Below are 16,735 nucleotides of genomic sequence, written 5' to 3'. Positions count from 1 at the left end.
CCTCAAATGCCCGAGTAACCTCCAGTGAGACAGTGACAGCAGCGACGGCCCGGGGGGACGAGGAAGAACGGCTCGTGCGCGGGTACGCCGGCCGGCTGCTGGTCGCGGCGTCGGTCGGCTGGCTGGCCATCCAGGCGGGCCGGCTCGTGCTCTCGCCGATGCTGCCGACGATCAGTGCCGACCTCGGACTCACCGACGCGCAGGCCGGCTTCGCGTTCACGACGCTGTGGGGGCTGTACGCCGTCCTCCAGTACCCGAGCGGCCGGCTGTCGGACGCGCTCTCCCGGAAGACTCTGCTCGTGGCGGGGCTCGGCCTGAGCGCGGTCGGGTTCGCGGCCGTCGCGGCAGCGCCCTCCTACGCGCTGTTGCTCGGCGGCGCGGCGGTCCTCGGCACCGGTGCCGGCCTCTACCCGACCGCCGCCCGCGCGCTCGTCGCCGACCTCTACACCGCCAAGCAGGGCCGCGCGTTCGGCCTCCACACCGCCTCCGGCGACCTCGGCGGCGTCGCGTCCGCGGGGCTCGCGGCGGCCGTGCTCGCGTACGCCACGTGGCGCGTGGCGTTCGTCCCGGTGGTCGTCGTCGTGGTCGCCGTGCTGCTCGCGCTGCACGTCTGGAGCCGCGAAGATTACGTCCTCGAGCGCCGGTCGCTGGCCGTCCGGGACACCGTCGACCGGCTGCTCGTCGGGTCGCGGTTCCGCTGGCTGCTGGTCGCGTACACGCTGTACGCGTTCACGTGGCAGGCCACCGCGGCGTTCCTCCCGACGTTCCTCGAGACCGGCAAGGCGTTCGCGCCGCTGGTCGGCCAGGTGGCGTTCGCGGCGCTGTTCGGCGTCGGCGCCGTCGCCAAACCGACGGCAGGCGCGCTCTCCGACCGCGTCTCCCGCCGGCTGCTCACCGTCGGCGCGCTCGTCCTCGGTGCGACCTCCCTCGCCGGCGTCGTGCTCGCGGATTCCCCCGTCGCCGCCGTCGCCGCCGTCGTCGTGTTCGCGGTCGGCCTGCTGGCGTTCCCGCCCGTGATGCAGTCGTACCTGATGGACGCGTTCCCAGACGGCTCGGCGGGCGGCGACCTCGGTGCGATGCGCACCGTCTACGTCGGCCTCGGGTCGGTCGGCCCGACGTACGTCGGCACCACGGCGACCGTCGCGAGCTACGACGCGGCGTTCTGGGGGCTCGTCGTCGCCTTGCTGGCCGCCGCCGGCATCGTCGCCCGCGTGACCTAGTCGGTGCCGCGAGCGGTCTCCGATTCGGCGCGCTCGGCGGCGACCGCACGCTCGCCGTCCTCGTCGTCGGCAGTCGCCACGTCCGTCACCGACACCCGGAGGCCGCCGTCGTCGCTCTCCCCGAGTGTCACCCGCCAGCCGTGGGCGTCGGCGATGTCCCGGACGATGGCCAGCCCCAGCCCCGTGCCGTCCTCGTCCGTCGTGAACCCCCGGTCGAACACCGCCTCGCGCTCGTCAGCGGGGAGTCCGACGCCGTCGTCGGCGATGGCGAAGCCGTCCCCGGTCGGGGTGACGGTCACCGTCACCGGCCCCTCGTCGCTGGTCCCGTGCTCGACCGAGTTCCGGAAGAGGTTCTCCAGGAGGCTCTCGAGCTGTTCGGGGTCGGCCGGCAACGTCTCGTCGTCGCGGACGTCGAGGTCGGCGTCGCCGGTGGGGACGTTCTGCCAGCCGCGCTCTGCGACGTCGGCCAGAGAGACGGTCGTGATCTCCGGGTCGCTGCGGCCGGTGCGCGCGACGCGCAGCGTGCTCTCGATGATGTCGTCCATGCGGTCGAGGGCGTCGCGGGCCCGCTCGAAGTCCTGGGGGTCGTTCGTCTCGGCGGCGAGTTCGAGCGCGCCGCTGGCGACCGTCAGGGGGTTGCGGAGGTCGTGGCTGATGGTGTCGGCCACTCGCTCCAGTCGGGCGTTCTCCCGGTGGAGTTCGGTGCGGCGCCGCTCCAGTTCGGTGACGTCCCGCAGGAGGACGACCGCTCCCCGCACGTCGTCGGTGGCGGTCGTGGAATCGACCGCGACCCACCGCTGGCCACTGCCGTCCCTGATCGACACCGGGCCACCGTCGTCGTCGTCGTGGTCGCTGTCGAGTGCCTCCAGCACCCGGGCGGGGACGGCGTCGTCGAGGTCGTCCCCGGTGGCGAGGTCAGTGCCGAGCAGGCGCTTCGCTGCGGGGTTGTAGTCGGCGACGCGGCGGTCGTCGTCGACGACGAGGACGCCGTCGTCGAGCTCCTCGAAGAGCCGGTCGCGGGCGACCGGCGCCAGCTCCACGAGCCCGTAGCGAGAGATGGCGTACGCGAACGCCAGCGACGCCACGCCGAACGAGGCTTCCGGCGCGATGGGGGAGACACCCGCCAGCGACGCCACGGTGAACAGCCAGGGGACGGTGGCGCCCGCGAGCACGACCCCGGCCTGCCGGCGGTACCGGCGGCCGACGCGCAGCGCCGTCTCGACCAGCATCACCGTGCCGACGGAGTTGACGGCGTTCGTGTACGCGGTCAGTATCCAGAACGCCGCGCCGTACTCGCGGTCGAGGACGACCCTGCCGTCGACGGTGTCGAGTGTGGCGTCCGCCAGCACGAGCCCGTGGGCGTCGTTCGTGGCGACCAGGAGCACCGCGACCGCCGGGACGACGGAGAGCGCGGCGACGGTCCGCCGGGTCACCCAGTGGTCGCGGCCCGAGTAGGCGGCGGCGAACGACACCCACGCCACGGGGATGACGGCGATGCCGACGTACTGGACCTGGTCGGCAAGCAGTTTCGCGTCGAGCGTCGTCGCGGCGGTCTGGACAGCACTCGCGCCCGCCCACAGGCCCGTTGCCGCGCTGAACGCCGCGACGGCCTTCGCCCCGGGAGCCGGTCGCTGCCACGCGTAGCCCGCGACGGCCAGCGAGATGGCCGCCGAGGCCGCGGCGAGCGCGACCGCCGGGGAGAGTTGCATACCTCCAGTCACGCCAGTATCCGAACAAAAACCTATCGGGAGCATTCTCGGTCCGCGTCGGCGGAAGAATCCGGCGCACTGTCGAACCGGCTCGCCGTCTCTGTGGGGCGGTGACCGCGGTCAGTCGGCGAGGGCGTCGAGGACGCCGTCGGCGTCCGCGGGGACGGCCGTGGTGTCGCCGCCCGCCTCGGCCGCCGCGTCGGGGTCCTTGAGGAGGTGGCCCGTGGTGAGGCAGACGACCTGCTCGTCGGCCGCCACGACGCCGCGCTCCCGGAGCTCGAGCAGGCCAGCGACGCTGGCAGCGGACGCCGGCTCGACGCCGACGCCGTCGCCGGCGAGCATGCGCTGCGCCTCGGTGATCTGGTCGTCGGAGACGGCGACCGCCGTCCCGCCGGTCCCGTAGATGCCCGGGAGCGCCTTCGGCGCGTTCACCGGATTCCCGATGCGGATGGCGGTCGCCCGGGTCTCCACGTGGTCCCAGCGCTCGACGTGGTCGCGGCCCGCCTCGACGGCTTCAACCATCGGCGCCGCCCCCTCGGCCTGCACGCCGGTGAGCGTCGGCATCTCGCTCTCGCTCATCTCGCCGGCCGCGACGAGCTCGCGGAACGCCTTGTAGAGGGCGGCCGTGTTCCCGGCGTTCCCGACCGGGAGCACGATGCGGTCGGGCCACTCGCCCGTGGCGGCCCGGGACTGCTCCAGAATCTCGAACGCGATGGTCTTCTGGCCCTCCAGCCGGAACGGGTTCAGGCTGTTCAGGAGGTAGGCCTCGCCGCGGTCGGCGAGCTCGGCGACGACGTCCAGACAGTCGTCGAAGTTGCCGTCGACCTCGCAGATGCGGGCGCCGTGCAGCGCCGCCTGCGCGACCTTCCCGGCCGCGACCTTCCCCGCGGGCAGCAGCACGAGCACGGGGGTGTCGGCGCGGGCGCCGTACGCCGCCAGCGCCGCCGACGTGTTCCCGGTGGACGCACACGCCAGCCGGCCGACGCCGAGTTCGGCCGCGACCCGGACGCCGACGGTCATCCCGCGGTCCTTGAAGCTCCCCGTCGGGTTCATGCCCTCGTGTTTCACGCGGACGTCGGCCACGTCCGCCGCCGCCGCGACGTCCGGCACCTCGTACAGCGGCGTGTCGCCCTCCTGGATGGTGACGCCCTCCTCGAAGGGGAGCGCGTCCGCGTACCGCCAGACGCCGGACCCGTCGAACTCGTCGAACGTCGGGTAGTCCGCGTAGCGCGCTTCCAGCAGGCCGTCGCAGTCCGGACACCGGTACACCACGTCGTCGAACGGCGCCAGCGCGGCGCCACACTCCACGCACGCCAGCCAGACGCCGTTGCCGTCGGCGCAGTCTGGCGCGTCGCCCCCGAGCGAGAGGTCGGTCATGCCTCCGCCTCCGTGGCGGACACACAAATACCGGGCGGGTGGCGTGGGTTTTGCCACCGATTATCGCTGTCGTGTCCGCGCCGTCAGTTGGACACCGGGTCGCGGCACCAGCCGGGGTCGCGGCCGTCAGCCAGCAGGTCGGCCCGGCACGCCGGACAGTAGTCGGGGGTCTCGGAGGCGCTCCGGGGAACGTACACCGCGCCGCCACACTCCACGCACGCGTCGTCGACGACGGTCGCACAGTCCGCGCAGACGTTGAAGTCGTCCACCGTCAGGTCGCGCAGTCCCTCGAGTTGTTTGTCGAGAATGTACTCGTCGATGACCGACTGACAGTTGTGGCATGGTTGCATGGCGATGCTGCTTGGGGGAAGTTCTCACGACACAAGTACCTGTCTGCCGTGGCGACCCCGTGGCGTCAGTCCGTGGTGCCGGTGGGCACATCCTCGAAGGTGTCGATGCGGTCGTGGACGTACGCCGCCCACGCGTCCAGCTCCTCGTGCATCCGGGCTTTCACGTCCGCGAGCGGCGCGGCCTCGTAGCAGTACACCTCGCCGCCGCCGTCCAGAATCTCCCGGCGCCGGGACGCGACGTCCTTCTCGCAGAGCCGCTGCAGCGACCGTGCGACGTTCGACCGGTTCCGGTCGAGTTCGTCGGCGAGGGGCTGTGGCGCCACCTCGTCGCGGTCGGCGAGCGCGAGATACGTCTCGACGTCGTGCTCGTGGAGACCGAACACGCACCGGAGGATATCGCCGAACTCCGGCTCCTCGACGAGCATCAGGGTCCTCAGTGTTGGTTCGTCGTCGTCCATACTGACGGATTCGACAACATCGTACCTAAAGCTCCGGACGGTTGTCCACCCGGGCTGCACGTCCGCCGAATCGCTATATCGGTGTTCGTTGACAACGGACACATGGCGACAGAGACCGGCAGACAGACCGACGCACTGACCGCGAACCGTCCCGCCTGGCAACTCGGCGTCCTCGGGGGAATTCTCGCCGCCGTCGTCTTCGGCGCGATGATGACCGTGATGATGACGCCGGTCATCGAGACGGCGATCCCCGCGATGTACGGGCTCTCCGGCGGGCTCGCCGGCTGGATCATCCACGTGAGCCACGGCGCCGTCATCGGCGTGGCGTTCGCCGCGCTCGCCGACCCGCTGTTCGACTCGCCGGGGCAGACACTGCTCGCGGGCGCGCTCTACGGGGTCGTCGTGTGGGCGGTGCTCGCGGTGCTCGTGATGCCCGTCTGGCTGCAGACCGTCGGGTTCGCCGGCGCGCCCGCAGTCCCGAACGTGAGCCAGCAGAGCCTCGTCGGCCACGTGGTCTACGGACTGGTCCTGGGGGGCGCGTTCGCCGCCCTCGAGTGACGAGCGCTCACTCCTCGCGGTCGGCCCCCAGGCGCCGCGCACGCCCCGGTCCCCTGCTGGCGCCGCCGTTCCGGCCCTCCTCGTCGTCGGACAGCCACGCGAAGGCGGGCACGTAGCAGAGCCACGCGGCGACGTAGCCGGCGCCCACGACGACCCTCCGGGTGTCGAGAACCGCGAGCGCGCCGTCCACAGCGCCGACCGCGGCGACGAGTCCAGCCAGCGCCCACAGCGACGGCCGGTCCAGCCAGTCGTAAGCGACGCCGACGAGCGACCCCGCGACGTAACAGACGGCGTACCGGGCGGCCGCCGCCAGCGCGACGTTCGACCAGAAGAGGACCGCCAGCCCCGCCCCAGCGCCGACGCCGACACCGGCACTCTCCAGCAGCGCCGCGACCAGCGGCGCGAGCGCCTCGTAGTACGTCTCCCGGGCGGCGGCGAGCGACGCGACTGCGAGCGCAGCGGTCAGCACGCCGACGACCCGGCCCGCTCGCACGCCCGTTCGCGCCGGGTCGACGCGCTCGACCATTCCGGTGGCTCAGTCCAGCTGGACGGCCGTGCCGTAGGCGATGACCTCGGAGCCGCCGTTGGCGATCTCGGAGCTCTCCAGGCGGACGTTCACGACGGCGTCGGCGCCCATCGCCTCGGCGTCCTCGGCCATCCGGTCGAGGGCTTCGTCCCGGGCGTCGGTCAACAGCTCCGAGTACGCTTTCAGCTCGCCGCCCGTGATGTTCCGGATGCTCTGCGTGATGTCGCGGCCGACGTTGCGCGCCTTCACGGTGTTCCCGCGAGCGATGCCCAGCGTCTCGACGACGTCGCGACCGGGGACGGCCTCGGTGGTGACGAACTCCATACCGGCTGGTCCCGACGGAACCAGCAAAAAAGCCCGCGCCCGTTCGCAGATCCAGAGACGGCCTACGACCCCAGCAGCGCCACGAGCAGCGCCTTCTGGGCGTGCAGGCGGTTCTCGGCCTGCCGCCACACCACCGAGTTCGGGCCGTCGACCACGTCGGCCGTGACCTCCTCGCCGCGGTGGGCGGGGAGGCAGTGCATGAACGCAGCGTCCCCGAGGAGCCCGGAATCGACTCGGAACTCCTCGAAGGCGGCCAGCCGGCGCTCGCGTTCGGCCTCGTCGCCCATGCTCACCCAGACGTCCGTGTAGACGGCGTCGGCGGCGGCGACGGCCGCCTCGGGGTCGTGGCCGACGGTGACCTCGCTGCCGGTCGCGTCCCCGGCTGCCAGCGCCCGCTCGACCACGGCGTCGTCGAACGCGAACTCGGCGGGGGTGGCCGTGTGCACGTCGTAGCCAGCCATCGCCGCGCCGACGAGGAAGGAGGCGCCGACGTTGTTCGCGTCCCCAACCCACGCCACCGTCCCGGCGTCGCCGACGACCTCCCGTAGCGTCAGGAGGTCGGCCAGCGTCTGGGCGGGGTGCGCGCGGTCCGACAGCCCGTTGACCACCGGGACGCCGGCGTTCGCCGCCAGCGTCTCCAGGTCGGCGTGGCTGTCCACGCGCGCCATCACGGCGTCGGCGTACAGGCCGAGCGCGCGAGCGGTGTCCGCCACCGGCTCGCCGCGACCGAGCTGGCTGTCGTCCTCGCCGAGGAAGGCGGCGTGGCCGCCGAGTTGCGTCATGCCGACCTCGAAGCTCAGCCGGGTGCGCGTGGACGGCTTCTCGAACAGCATCGCGAGCGTTCGGCCGGCCAGCAGACGGTGGGGGGTGCCGTCGGCCTGCGCGCGCTTCAGCGCGGCCGCGTCGTCGAGGACGCTCGCGAGCTGGTCGGTCGAGAGGTCGTCTATCGTCAGGACGTGTTGCATAGCTGGCTGGCTGCGGTGGTGAGTGCGTCGACGCCGCGGTCGAAGGCGTCGAGGGCGATGCGTTCGTCTGGCGCGTGGTCGAGGCTGGCGTCGCCGGGCCCGTACACCGCGACGGGGCAGTCCCACGCCGCGGCGTAGAGGTTCGCGTCGCAGGTGCCGGTCTTCCGGAGGTGGGTCGGCTCGCCGCCCGCCGCATGGACGCCGGCCCGGAGCGCGCCGGCTACGGGACTGCGGGCGTCGGCGGCCAGCGGGGGGACCGCTCTCTCCCACGCCACCGACCCGTGTTCGGTGCAGTCGGCGACGGTGGCCTGCACGTCGCCGGCCGTCGTGCCGGGCGGGAGGCGGAACTCCACGTCGACGGTCGCCGCGACGCCGTGGCCGTCGGGCGTCGGCCCGCCGTCGAACGTCGTCGGCTTCACCGTCACCGACTCGAAGACCGAAGCGGCGGAATCGCCGGCCGACTCGTCGCCGAACGCCGCCTGCACGCGTTCGGCCCACGCGACGGCGCGCTGGACGGCGTTGGGCGCCGGCCGGGAGCTGTGCGCGCGCTCGGTCTCGACCGCGTACGTGGCGCGGACGAGTCCCCGGTAGCCGACGGCGAGGGCGTCCCAGCCGGTCGGCTCGCCGTTCACGACGGCCTCGGGCGGGTCGCGGGTCTCGACGAGGTGGCGGGCGCCCGCGGACGTGGTCTCCTCCTCGACGACGCCCGCGAACGACGCACCGGTCTCGACGGCGGCCGCCGCCATCGCCGCGAGCGGCCCGGTGGCGTCGACGCTGCCGCGCCCCCACAGCTCGCCGTCCGCCTCCCGAACCGCTATTTCGCCTGGAACGGTGTCGAGGTGGCTGGTGAGCAGGACGCCGTCGTCGCCGGGCGCGCGGACGTTGCCAGCGGCGTCCACGGACGCCTCGCGGCCTGCGTCGGTGAAGTACTGGACGAGCACGTCGGCCGCGTCGCCCTCTCCACCCGAAACAGAGGGGGTCGAGACGAGGGCGCGGAGGAGGTCCCGCGGCGTCACAGCACCGCCTCCAGTGCGTCCACCACCTGGTCGGCCTCGTGTTCGGTGACCGTCAGCGGCGGCAGCAGCCGGACGACTGTGCGGCCCGCCGGCAGCGCGAGCACACGATGTTCGAGCGCGAGGCCCCGGAGCGCGCGGGTCGCCCCCCGTTTCACCTCGACGCCGACCATGAGCCCCTCGCCGCGCACGTCACGGACGGGCAGGTCGACGAGTTCGGACTGGAGATACTGCCCCACGTCGGCGGCGTTCGCCGCTAGCTCCTCGTCCTCGAGGACGTCGAGCGTGGCGAGCGCGGCCGCACAGGGGACGGGGCCGCCGGAGAACGTCGACCCGTGGTTCCCGGCATCCTCGGCGAGCCAGTCCGCGACCAGCGTGGCTGCGACGGGCAGCCCGCTCCCGAGCCCCTTCGCGACGGTGAGCGCGTCCGGCTCGACGCCCGCCCGCTGACAGGCCCACAGCGAGCCCGTGCGCCCGAGCCCGGTCTGAATCTCGTCGAGGACCAGCGCCGCACCGGTCTCGTCGCAGACCTCGCGGGCGGTCTGGAGGTACCCCGTCGGCGCGGGGTGGACGCCGCCCTCGCCCTGAATCGGCTCTAGGAGGACGGCCGCCGTCTCGTCGTCGACGGCCTCGCGGAGCGCGCCGGGGTCGCCGAAGTCCACGAACTCGACGTGCTCGGGGACGGCGAACCCCTCCCGATACTCCGACTTCCAGGTCGCCGCGAGCGCGCCCAGCGTGCGGCCGTGGAACGCGCGCTTCGCCGCCACGACCGTCTCCCGGCCGGTGGCGTGGCGCGCGAACTTCAGCGCCGCCTCGTTGGCCTCGGTGCCCGAGTTGCAGAGCCAGACGTTCGCACAGTCGCCGGGACCGAGCGCAGCGAGACGGTCGTACAGCGCGGTACGGGTCTCGGTCGGGTACGACCCCTGCACGTACAGCAGGTCGCCGGCCTGCGACTGGACGGCGTCGACCACGGCCGGGTGACAGTGGCCCACAGGCGTGCAGGCGTACGAGGCGCCGAAGTCGAGGTACTCGGTGCCGTCCGCGCCGTAGACGTGGACGCCGTCGCCGCCCGCGACCTCGATGGGTTTCTCGCCGAAGACGAACCCGCTCACGTGACCGCCTCCGGGTCGAAGCGAGTGCCGACCTGGCCGCCGAGCGCGCGCACCACGGGGTCGCGCTGGTTCGCGTCCGCGACGACGACCCCGGCGGCGCCACCTTCCAGCGCCTCGCCGGCCGCCAGCACCTTCTTCGACATGAAGCCCTCTGCGGCGTCCTCGGCGGCCGCGAGGGACTTGGGCGAGTCGACTGTCTCGACGAGCGTCGTCTCGTCGTCGGGGTCCTCGTAGACGCCCGCGACGTCCGTCAGCACGACCAGCGACGCCTCCAGCGCGCCGGCGATGGCCGCCGCCGCACGGTCGGCGTCGGCGTTCACCGGGGTCCCCTCCCCGGCGAGCATCGGCACCGACACCACCGGGACGTAGCCGGCGTCGAACTGCGCGGCCAGCAGGTCGGTGTTCACCGAGTCGATGCGGCCGGAGTGGTCGCCGCGGCGAATCTTCGTCTTCTCGCCGTCCACGACCTTGACCGCGGACTTCCGCGGACCGGTCAGGAGGCCGCCGTCGACGCCGTTCAGCCCGACAGCGGGCACGCCGGCGTTCTGGAAGGTCGCGACGAGGTCGGTGTTGACCTTCCCCATCGCCATCTCGAAGACGTCCATCGCCTCGCGGTCGGTGAACCGACCGGTCATCCCGGACGGCGACTCGACGTACTCGGGCTCCATCCCGAAGTCCGTCAGCGCGTCGTCGACGGCCGTCGACCCGCCGTGGACGACCACGACGTCCTCGTCGTTCGCCATCAGGTGGGCGACGTCGGTCACCGCCGCCCCCGGGTCGACGGCGCGCGCGCCACCGATTTTGACGACCACCGTCACGCCGACCACCCCGCGAGACCCGTCATGGGCTCCCCACCGGGTGTAGCCCGAACTGGTCGAGGCCCGCGGTCTCCTCGTGGCCGAGCGCGAGGTTCGCGGCGTGGACGGCCTGCCCGGCCGACCCCTTCACGACGTTGTCGATGGCTGCGAAGGTCACGATGCGGTCGTTCGACTCGTCGACCTCGAAGCCGACCTCGGCGCCGTTCGTTCCGGCGACGACCTTCGGCTCGGGGTAGCGGTACGCGCCGCTGCCGCCGGCGACCGTCTCCACGAACGGCTCGTCGCCGTACGTCTCCCGGAACGCCGCCCAGAGGTCGCTCTTCGAGGGCGTCTCCTCCGGGAAAATGTGGCAGGTCGCGCTCGCGCCCCGCACCATGTCGACGGCGTGCGCCGTGAACGACACCGACAGGCCGAGCGCCTGCTCGATCTCGGCCTCGTGGCGGTGGCCGGTCGGCGCGTACGGCCGGACGACCCCGGAGCGCTCGGGGTGCGAGGACGCCGGGCCGCCGCCCGCGCCGCCCTCCGAGGAGCCGACCTTGACGTCGACGACGACCTGCGCACCTTCGAGTAGCCCTGCTTCCTGCAGCGGGAGCAGGCCGAGTATCGTGGCAGTGGCGTTGCAGCCGCCGCTCGCAATCAGGTCGGCGCCCGCGAGGTCCCCGCGGGAGAGCTCGGGGAGCGCGTAGACGGCGTCGGCGAGGTGCTTGGGTGCGCTGTGGCCGTCGTACCACTCGTCGTACTGCTCCACCGAGTCGAGGCGGAAGTCCGCGCTCAGGTCGACGACCGTGTCGGCGAGTTCGCGCCACTCGTCGACGTGCTCCATCGCGACGCCGTGGGGCGCCGCCGCGAACAGCACGTCCACGCCGTCGAGGTCGCCGGGGTCGGCGAACCGCAGGTCGAGCGAGCGGAGGTTCGGGTGGACGCTTCCGACCGTGCGGTTCGCGTGCTCGCGGCTCGTCGCCTGCGCGAGCTCGAAGCCCGGGTGGCCGGCGAGCAGGCGCAGCAGTTCGCCGCCCGCGAAGCCGCTGGCGCCGACGACCGACGCAGTCGCCGCCTCGGCGTCCGCCGCGGCTGTGTCTGTCTGGGTGGCCGCCATCACGCGGTCACCTCCAGTCCCGTCGTCTCGCTGGCGGCCGTCGCCTCGAGCCAGTCCACGACGGCTGCCGGAACGTCGACGTCGACGGCCTCGTCCAGCGCCTTGAACTCGACCGTGTGGTTGACCTCGTGGACGGTGTAGCCGCCCTCGGCTCCCGGCTCGACGTCGTCGCCGGTCGCGTCCTCCGGGGCGCGTGGCGCCCCGCGCTCCATCGCATCAACACCCAGCAAGCCGCCACCGACCGCGTCGCTGGCATCGGCGACGACTTCGGCGAGCTCGTCGTCGACGTCGAGGGCGTTCACCTCGCCGCCCTTCGCGGCGTTCGTGAGCCAGTGGTCGCCCGACCGGGTCATCGCAGCGATTGGCTCGCCGTCGGCGGCGAGTACGCGCACGTCACGGCCGGGCTTCTCGACGTACTCCTGGACGTAGAAGACGCTGTGCTCGTAGTGGCCCAGCGTGTCCTTGTGCTCGAGGATGGCCTCGGCGGCGCTCTCGGACTCGACTTTCGCCATGAGGCGGCCCCAGGAGCCCACGACGGGCTTCAGCACGCAGGGGTAGCCGAAGTCCTCGATGGCGTCGAGCGCGCTCTCGGGCGTGAACGCGACGGTCGTCTCCGGCGTGGGGACGCCGGCGTCCGCGAGCGCGAGGCTGGTCTTGGCCTTGTTCGCGCAGACGGCGGCGGTGTCGGCGCTGTTCACGACCGGCACGCCGTACGTCTCGCAGGCCTCTGTGAGGTGGACGGAGCGGCTGGTCGCCAGACAGCGGTCGACGACCAGGTCGCAGTCCATCAGGGGGGCGTCGGTGCCGTCGAGGTCGAAGCCGTGCTCGCGCACGTCGATCTTCTCGACGTCGTGGCCGCGCTCCCGGAGTTCGCCCAGCAGCAGCTTCTCGTCGCGGCGAATCCGGGAGTAGAGTAATCCGACGCGCAACTCACTCCCCCCAGTCCTCGGCGAGCTCCGGCGCTCGGTCGAGGCTCGGGGGAGCGGTCTCGAGTACTTCCAGTTCGGTACCACACGTACTGCAGTCGACGATTTCGCCGACTTCGAGGTCGTCGTGCAGGGATAGCTCGGCCCCGCACTCGGTGCAGGCTGTCATGCACCCGTCGCTACCCCGTCTAACTACTTAAATTAATCGAACTTATTTAGAAACTGACAATAACTGTACGGCCAGCTAACGGAGCGAGAACGCCGAAGAAGACGAACAAGCGGAACCGATAGTCGTGTAAGATATGTGTCTGTTTGCCCCTCGTCGGGGCGGTCGTCGCGGTCGCGCGGCTGCCGGTGCACGGCACACGCGAGAACACGCCAGCCCGAGCGCCTCAGACATACGTGGCCACCTCCGCGGCGAGGTCGTCGGCGGCGTCGGCCAGCGCCTCGCGCTCGTCTGCGACAGTCGCCTCGTCGGCGTCGATGCCGTCCAGCACGTCGCCCAGTGCCGCCTGCACGGCTGCAGGAGCGGGACCGCCGACCGAGTCGCGCTGCGCGACGCTCTCCACGGGGTCGAGCGCCGTGGCCACGAGTTCGGGGTCCACGAGGTCCGACAGCGACTCGCCCGTGACCTCCTGGGCGGCGGTGTCGACGGTGTCGAGGTCGGCACCTTTCTCCGCAGCCAGAGCAACTATTTCGTGCGCGGTGCGGAACGGCAGCCCCGCCGCTGCGAGCGCGTCCGCGACGCCCGTCGCCGTCGAGAACCCCTCGCCGGCGGCGGCTTCGAGGTCCTCGGCGGGCCAGTCGGCCGTCGCGACGGCGCCCGCAGCCACCTCGACGGCGCTCGTCACGCTGTCGGCGGCCGTCCACGCGTGGCCGGTCGCGCGCTGCAGGTCGCGGTTGTAGGCGCGGGGCAGCCCCTTCAGCGTCGTCGCGAGGCCCTGGTAGGCGCCGAGCGCGTCGCCGGCGGTCGCGCGCACCAGCTCCATCGTGTCCGGGTTCTTCTTCTGGGGCATGATGGAGGACGTCGAGGCGTAGTCGTCGCTCACGTCGACGAACCCCCGGTTGGCGAAGAACACCACGTCCTCGGCCAGCCCCGAGCACGTCACGGCGACCGACGACAGCGCGGCCACGGCCTCCAGCAGGAAGTCGCGGCTCGCGGCGGCGTCGGTCGCGTTCGTCACGACGCCGTCGAACCCCAGCAGGTCGGCCGTGCGCTCGCGGTCCACGTCGAACGTGGTGCCGGCGAACGCCGCCGCGCCGAGCGGCGACTCGTCGACGCGGTCGTAGGCGTCCAGCAGCCGGCCGGTGTCGCGGGCGAGCGTCCCCTCGTAGGAGAGCGCCCAGTGCGCGACGGTCGTGGGCTGGGCGGGCTGGAGGTGCGTGAACCCGGGCATCACGGTGTCGGCCTCCGCCTCGGCCACGTCGGCGAGCGCGCCGCGCAGCGCCAGCACCGCCTCGACTGCGTCCAGCAGGTCCTCGCGCAGGCGGTACCGGATGCAGGCCGCGACCTCGTCGTTGCGGGAGCGCGCGGTGTGCATCTTCCCGCCGACGCTGCCCACCTGGTCCACGACGGCTGTCTCGATGGCCTCGTGGACGTCCTCGCCGTCGGGCAGGGCGTCGAAGCCCGCCTGCTCGACGTCGGCGAGCGCGTCCAGGATGGTCGCGGCCTCGTCGTCGTCGACGATTCCCTGCTCGGCGAGCATCACGACGTGCGCGCGGTCCACCGCGAGGTCGGCGGCGAAGATGCGGCCGTCGGCGTCCATCGAGGAGAGGAACGAGCGCGCGGGGCCGCCGCTGAAACGGTCGCGGCGGACCACCGTGTCGCCGCTGTGGTCGTCGGCGCCATCGCTGTCGCCGGCGTCGCCGCCCGCTGCGTCGCCCTCTCCCCCGCCGCTCATTCGTCGCTCGCCCCGTCCTCGGTTACTCCAGCGCCCGCCTCACCGCCCGGGCCGCCGTCGGTCTTCAGTTCGGGCTTGCTGGCGTTCGCCAGACGGGACTGGAAGCCGTGGTACTTCGCGACGCCGGTGGCGTCGGCCTGCTCGATGCCGTTCACGGTCTCCGTGTCGAAGGAGGCGGCGGCCGCCGAGTAGACGGCGTGTTCGCTCTCGCGGGCGACCGGACGGGCCTGCCCGCCCTCGAACTTGATGGTGACCGTGCCGGTGACCTTCGACTGGGTCTCGGCGAAGTAGCCGTTCAGGGCGTCCATCAGCGGGTGGTCGACGAGCCCCTCGTAGGCCTTCTGGGCCCACTGCTGGCTCACGTCCTCGGTGAAGTCGCGCTCGTCTTTCGTCAGGACGAGCCCTTCCAGTGCCTCGTGTGCCGCGAGGAGCGTGGTCGCGGCCGGGTGCTCGTAGTTCTCGCGGACCTTCAGCCCGAGCATGCGGTCCTCCATCATGTCCGTGCGGCCGACGCCGTAGCTCCCGGCGAGGTCGTTCAGGTACTCGATGAGGGGCACCGGCTCCATCGCCGACCCGTCGACGGCGACCGGCTCACCGGCCTCGAACGTGATGTCGACGGTCTCGGTCTCGTCACTCGGCGCGTCGGTCCAGTCGTAGATGTCCTCGGGGGGCTGGTAGCCCGGGTCCTCGAGCTGGCCGCCCTCGATCGAGCGGCTCCAGAGGTTCGTGTCGATGCTCCACTCGCCCTCGTTGCCGGCCTCGACGGGCAGCCCCTTCTCGTCGGCGTAGTCGATCTCCCACTCGCGGGTCAGCCCGAGTTCGCGGACCGGCGCGAGCACGTCGAGGTCGCTGGCGCGCCAGACGGCCTCGAAGCGCAACTGGTCGTTGCCCTTCCCCGTGCAGCCGTGCGCGAGCGCCGTACAGCCCTCGCTTTCGGCGACGTCGAGGATGGCCTCGGCGATGACCGGGCGCGCGAGGGCGGTGCCCAGCGGGTAGCCCTGGTAGGTCGCGCCGGCCTGCACGGCGTCGAAACACAGGTCGGCGAACTCGGCCTTCGCGTCGACGACGTGGTGCTCGACGCCGAGCGCCTCGGCGGTCTCGTGGGCTTCGGCGAACTCCGAGTCGGGCTGGCCGACGTCGACGGTGACGCCGACGACGTCGTCGTAGCCGTACTCTTCTTTCAGCAGCGGGACGCAGACTGTCGTGTCGAGCCCGCCCGAGAAGGCGAGCGCGACGGTTCCTGATGGCATGTGGGTGGTGTGTGTAGCGTGTCGTGGCGGTCGAACGGCGGTGCGACGGACGACGAGGGGGGTCTGGGGAGAGAAGCTAGTAGGGGTCAGGGGGACCCCGGTCGTCGTCGTCGCGACACGCTGGCGGCGCCCACCGCGGAGCGCCCTGCTGGGTCGTCGTCGGCGACCGCCGGCTGTGGGGCGGTCGCGCGGCTCCCGGTGGACAGCGGCGAGCGCGCGCTGGTGGGAGCCGGCGGCGTCATCGTACCTGCGAGAAATGCACGCACTGGCTTAAGCGTTGCCTGCCACGGTGTCACACGATGGCCAGCAGGCTATTGTCCGTCGTGTGGCAACCGGTGGCCATGTCACGGGCACGCGGCGCACTCGACACGGACAGCCTGCTGAAACTCGTCCTCGTGCTGGTCGTCGTGTGGCTGGCACTCGAAGTCCTCGAGGCGTTCGTCGGCGCGCTCGCCGCGGTCCTCGGCATCGCGCGGCCGTTCATCGGACTGGTGGTCGTCGCGCTCATCGTCCTGTGGCTGCTCGACGAGATCTAGGCCACAACGTCAGGGCTTTCACGCTCCGCGCCCGACAGACGGGCGTGTACAGCGTGAACGCGCCGGTTCCGGCGGCCGTGAACGAGGTCGCCGCCGACCTCCGGCCCGCGCTCACCGAGTTCGACCGGGTCCGGCAGCGCCACGAGCAGACGCTGCTCGTCAAGCGCGTGCCCGCCGACGACCGCAAGGAACTGCGGACGGCGTGGCAGACCGCCCAGGACGCCCTCGACGGCGCGCCCGTCGTCGAAGCACGCGTCTCGGAAGTCGACACCTTCGAGAACCCCCCGAACGGCTCCAGCCCGGTCGTCTACCTCGCCGTCGAGAGCCCCGGCATCCACCGCCTCCACGAGCGGCTCTGCTCGGTGTTCGACCCCGTCCCCGTGATGGAGGGCGGCGACGACTACGACCCCCACGTTACGCTCGCGCGGGACGCCAGCGGCTTCCAGGGCCGACGCGCCGTCGACGCCATCGACGGCCGCCAGGTCGGCCCCGTCACGTGGACCATCGACGAACTCTACCTCTACGACGCCGAGTACGGCGAGCGCGTCGACACGCTCTCGCTGCCGGCGTGACAGTGGTGCCGGCTGCGGGTTCGG

General features: G+C 72.3%; 19 protein-coding genes. 4 read left to right on the top strand and 15 right to left on the bottom strand.

Annotated features, from left to right (window positions below):
• Window positions 1-32: 32 nt before the first annotated feature.
• Window positions 33-1,220: an MFS transporter gene (locus tag LT971_RS00425; protein WP_237004875.1), complete on the top strand. Its 1,188-nt coding sequence runs from the start codon at window positions 33-35 to the stop codon at window positions 1,218-1,220.
• Here LT971_RS00425 and LT971_RS00420 read toward each other — a convergent pair.
• The 4 genes from LT971_RS00420 to LT971_RS00405 all read right to left on the bottom strand — a co-directional run bounded on the left by LT971_RS00420 (window position 1,217) and on the right by LT971_RS00405 (window position 5,114).
• Window positions 1,217-2,929: a sensor histidine kinase gene (locus tag LT971_RS00420; RefSeq protein ID WP_237004874.1), complete on the bottom strand. Its 1,713-nt coding sequence runs from the start codon at window positions 2,927-2,929 to the stop codon at window positions 1,217-1,219. The two genes, LT971_RS00425 and LT971_RS00420, sit on opposite strands and share 4 nt — an antisense overlap.
• A 120-nt stretch (window positions 2,930-3,049) precedes the next feature.
• Complete coding sequence (thrC, locus tag LT971_RS00415) at window positions 3,050-4,306, bottom strand: threonine synthase (RefSeq protein ID WP_237004873.1); 1,257 nt, start codon at window positions 4,304-4,306, stop codon at window positions 3,050-3,052.
• A gap of 83 nt (window positions 4,307-4,389) precedes the next feature.
• On the bottom strand, window positions 4,390-4,656 hold the full coding sequence (locus LT971_RS00410; RefSeq protein WP_237004872.1) for a DUF7571 family protein: 267 nt from the start codon (window positions 4,654-4,656) through the stop codon (window positions 4,390-4,392).
• A 65-nt stretch (window positions 4,657-4,721) separates the two neighbouring features.
• A complete protein-coding gene (locus LT971_RS00405; protein WP_237004871.1) occupies window positions 4,722-5,114 on the bottom strand; it encodes a helix-turn-helix domain-containing protein in 393 nt (130 codons plus the stop codon).
• Window positions 5,115-5,216: 102 nt separating this feature from the next.
• Here LT971_RS00405 and LT971_RS00400 point away from each other — a divergent pair, with 102 nt between their 5' ends.
• Window positions 5,217-5,672: a DUF6789 family protein gene (locus LT971_RS00400; RefSeq protein WP_237004870.1), complete on the top strand. Its 456-nt coding sequence runs from the start codon at window positions 5,217-5,219 to the stop codon at window positions 5,670-5,672.
• A 7-nt stretch (window positions 5,673-5,679) separates the two neighbouring features.
• Here the strand turns inward: LT971_RS00400 and LT971_RS00395 are convergent, their stop codons facing one another.
• The 11 genes from LT971_RS00395 to LT971_RS00345 all read right to left on the bottom strand — a co-directional run bounded on the left by LT971_RS00395 (window position 5,680) and on the right by LT971_RS00345 (window position 15,603).
• Window positions 5,680-6,198 carry a hypothetical protein gene (locus tag LT971_RS00395; protein ID WP_237004869.1) on the bottom strand — a complete coding sequence of 173 codons (519 nt, stop codon included), beginning with the start codon at window positions 6,196-6,198 and terminating at the stop codon, window positions 5,680-5,682.
• A 9-nt stretch (window positions 6,199-6,207) separates the two neighbouring features.
• Window positions 6,208-6,522 (bottom strand): YbjQ family protein, encoded by a 315-nt coding sequence (locus LT971_RS00390; RefSeq protein WP_237004868.1) that lies wholly within the window; start codon window positions 6,520-6,522, stop codon window positions 6,208-6,210.
• Between the two features lie 62 nt (window positions 6,523-6,584).
• Window positions 6,585-7,487 carry an ornithine carbamoyltransferase gene (gene argF / locus LT971_RS00385; protein WP_237004867.1) on the bottom strand — a complete coding sequence of 301 codons (903 nt, stop codon included), beginning with the start codon at window positions 7,485-7,487 and terminating at the stop codon, window positions 6,585-6,587.
• On the bottom strand, window positions 7,472-8,503 hold the full coding sequence (locus LT971_RS00380; protein ID WP_237004866.1) for a [LysW]-lysine hydrolase: 1,032 nt from the start codon (window positions 8,501-8,503) through the stop codon (window positions 7,472-7,474). The genes argF and LT971_RS00380 overlap by 16 nt, the downstream gene beginning before the upstream one ends.
• Window positions 8,500-9,612: an aspartate aminotransferase family protein gene (locus LT971_RS00375; RefSeq protein ID WP_237004865.1), complete on the bottom strand. Its 1,113-nt coding sequence runs from the start codon at window positions 9,610-9,612 to the stop codon at window positions 8,500-8,502. Before LT971_RS00375 ends, LT971_RS00380 begins: the two co-directional genes overlap by 4 nt.
• Window positions 9,609-10,439, bottom strand: a complete 831-nt coding sequence (locus tag LT971_RS00370) for an acetylglutamate/acetylaminoadipate kinase (protein WP_425293256.1) — start codon at window positions 10,437-10,439, stop codon at window positions 9,609-9,611. The genes LT971_RS00375 and LT971_RS00370 overlap by 4 nt, the downstream gene beginning before the upstream one ends.
• Window positions 10,440-10,452: 13 nt before the next feature.
• Window positions 10,453-11,526 (bottom strand): N-acetyl-gamma-glutamyl-phosphate reductase, encoded by a 1,074-nt coding sequence (argC, locus tag LT971_RS00365; protein ID WP_237004863.1) that lies wholly within the window; start codon window positions 11,524-11,526, stop codon window positions 10,453-10,455.
• Entirely contained in the window at window positions 11,526-12,455 is a 930-nt protein-coding gene (locus tag LT971_RS00360) for a RimK family alpha-L-glutamate ligase (RefSeq protein WP_237004862.1), read from the bottom strand. Before LT971_RS00360 ends, argC begins: the two co-directional genes overlap by 1 nt.
• Before the next feature lies 1 nt (window position 12,456).
• Window positions 12,457-12,621 (bottom strand): lysine biosynthesis protein LysW, encoded by a 165-nt coding sequence (lysW, locus tag LT971_RS00355; protein ID WP_237004861.1) that lies wholly within the window; start codon window positions 12,619-12,621, stop codon window positions 12,457-12,459.
• Window positions 12,622-12,844: 223 nt separating this feature from the next.
• On the bottom strand, window positions 12,845-14,353 hold the full coding sequence (gene argH, locus LT971_RS00350; protein WP_237004860.1) for an argininosuccinate lyase: 1,509 nt from the start codon (window positions 14,351-14,353) through the stop codon (window positions 12,845-12,847).
• A complete protein-coding gene (locus LT971_RS00345) occupies window positions 14,350-15,603 on the bottom strand; it encodes an argininosuccinate synthase (protein ID WP_237004859.1) in 1,254 nt (417 codons plus the stop codon). The genes argH and LT971_RS00345 overlap by 4 nt, the downstream gene beginning before the upstream one ends.
• Window positions 15,604-15,944: 341 nt before the next feature.
• Here LT971_RS00345 and LT971_RS00340 point away from each other — a divergent pair, with 341 nt between their 5' ends.
• Both LT971_RS00340 and LT971_RS00335 read left to right on the top strand, forming a co-directional pair.
• Window positions 15,945-16,139 carry a DUF7554 family protein gene (locus LT971_RS00340; protein WP_237004858.1) on the top strand — a complete coding sequence of 65 codons (195 nt, stop codon included), beginning with the start codon at window positions 15,945-15,947 and terminating at the stop codon, window positions 16,137-16,139.
• 44 nt (window positions 16,140-16,183) lie between these two features.
• Complete coding sequence (locus LT971_RS00335) at window positions 16,184-16,711, top strand: 2'-5' RNA ligase family protein (RefSeq protein ID WP_237004857.1); 528 nt, start codon at window positions 16,184-16,186, stop codon at window positions 16,709-16,711.
• The last annotated feature ends 24 nt before the right edge of the window (window positions 16,712-16,735 follow it).

This window comes from Halobacterium rubrum, from assembly GCF_021729015.1.
GTDB classification, from domain to species: domain Archaea; phylum Halobacteriota; class Halobacteria; order Halobacteriales; family Halobacteriaceae; genus Halobacterium; species Halobacterium rubrum.
This window is presented reverse-complemented; position numbering and strand designations above follow the sequence as displayed.

Bases quoted from the DNA above. Each gene is read 5' to 3' on its own strand.
- LT971_RS00420 (WP_237004874.1), bottom strand. From the start codon at position 2,929: ATGCAACTCTCCCCGGCGGTCGCGCTCGCCGCGGCCTCGGCGGCCATC.
- thrC (WP_237004873.1), bottom strand. From the start codon at position 4,306: ATGACCGACCTCTCGCTCGGGGGCGACGCGCCAGACTGCGCCGACGGC.
- LT971_RS00410 (WP_237004872.1), bottom strand. From the start codon at position 4,656: ATGCAACCATGCCACAACTGTCAGTCGGTCATCGACGAGTACATTCTC.
- LT971_RS00405 (WP_237004871.1), bottom strand. From the start codon at position 5,114: ATGGACGACGACGAACCAACACTGAGGACCCTGATGCTCGTCGAGGAG.
- LT971_RS00400 (WP_237004870.1), top strand. From the start codon at position 5,217: ATGGCGACAGAGACCGGCAGACAGACCGACGCACTGACCGCGAACCGT.
- LT971_RS00395 (WP_237004869.1), bottom strand. From the start codon at position 6,198: ATGGTCGAGCGCGTCGACCCGGCGCGAACGGGCGTGCGAGCGGGCCGG.
- LT971_RS00390 (WP_237004868.1), bottom strand. From the start codon at position 6,522: ATGGAGTTCGTCACCACCGAGGCCGTCCCCGGTCGCGACGTCGTCGAG.
- argF (WP_237004867.1), bottom strand. From the start codon at position 7,487: ATGCAACACGTCCTGACGATAGACGACCTCTCGACCGACCAGCTCGCG.
- argC (WP_237004863.1), bottom strand. From the start codon at position 11,526: ATGGCGGCCACCCAGACAGACACAGCCGCGGCGGACGCCGAGGCGGCG.
- lysW (WP_237004861.1), bottom strand. From the start codon at position 12,621: ATGACAGCCTGCACCGAGTGCGGGGCCGAGCTATCCCTGCACGACGAC.
- argH (WP_237004860.1), bottom strand. From the start codon at position 14,353: ATGAGCGGCGGGGGAGAGGGCGACGCAGCGGGCGGCGACGCCGGCGAC.
- LT971_RS00345 (WP_237004859.1), bottom strand. From the start codon at position 15,603: ATGCCATCAGGAACCGTCGCGCTCGCCTTCTCGGGCGGGCTCGACACG.
- LT971_RS00340 (WP_237004858.1), top strand. From the start codon at position 15,945: ATGTCACGGGCACGCGGCGCACTCGACACGGACAGCCTGCTGAAACTC.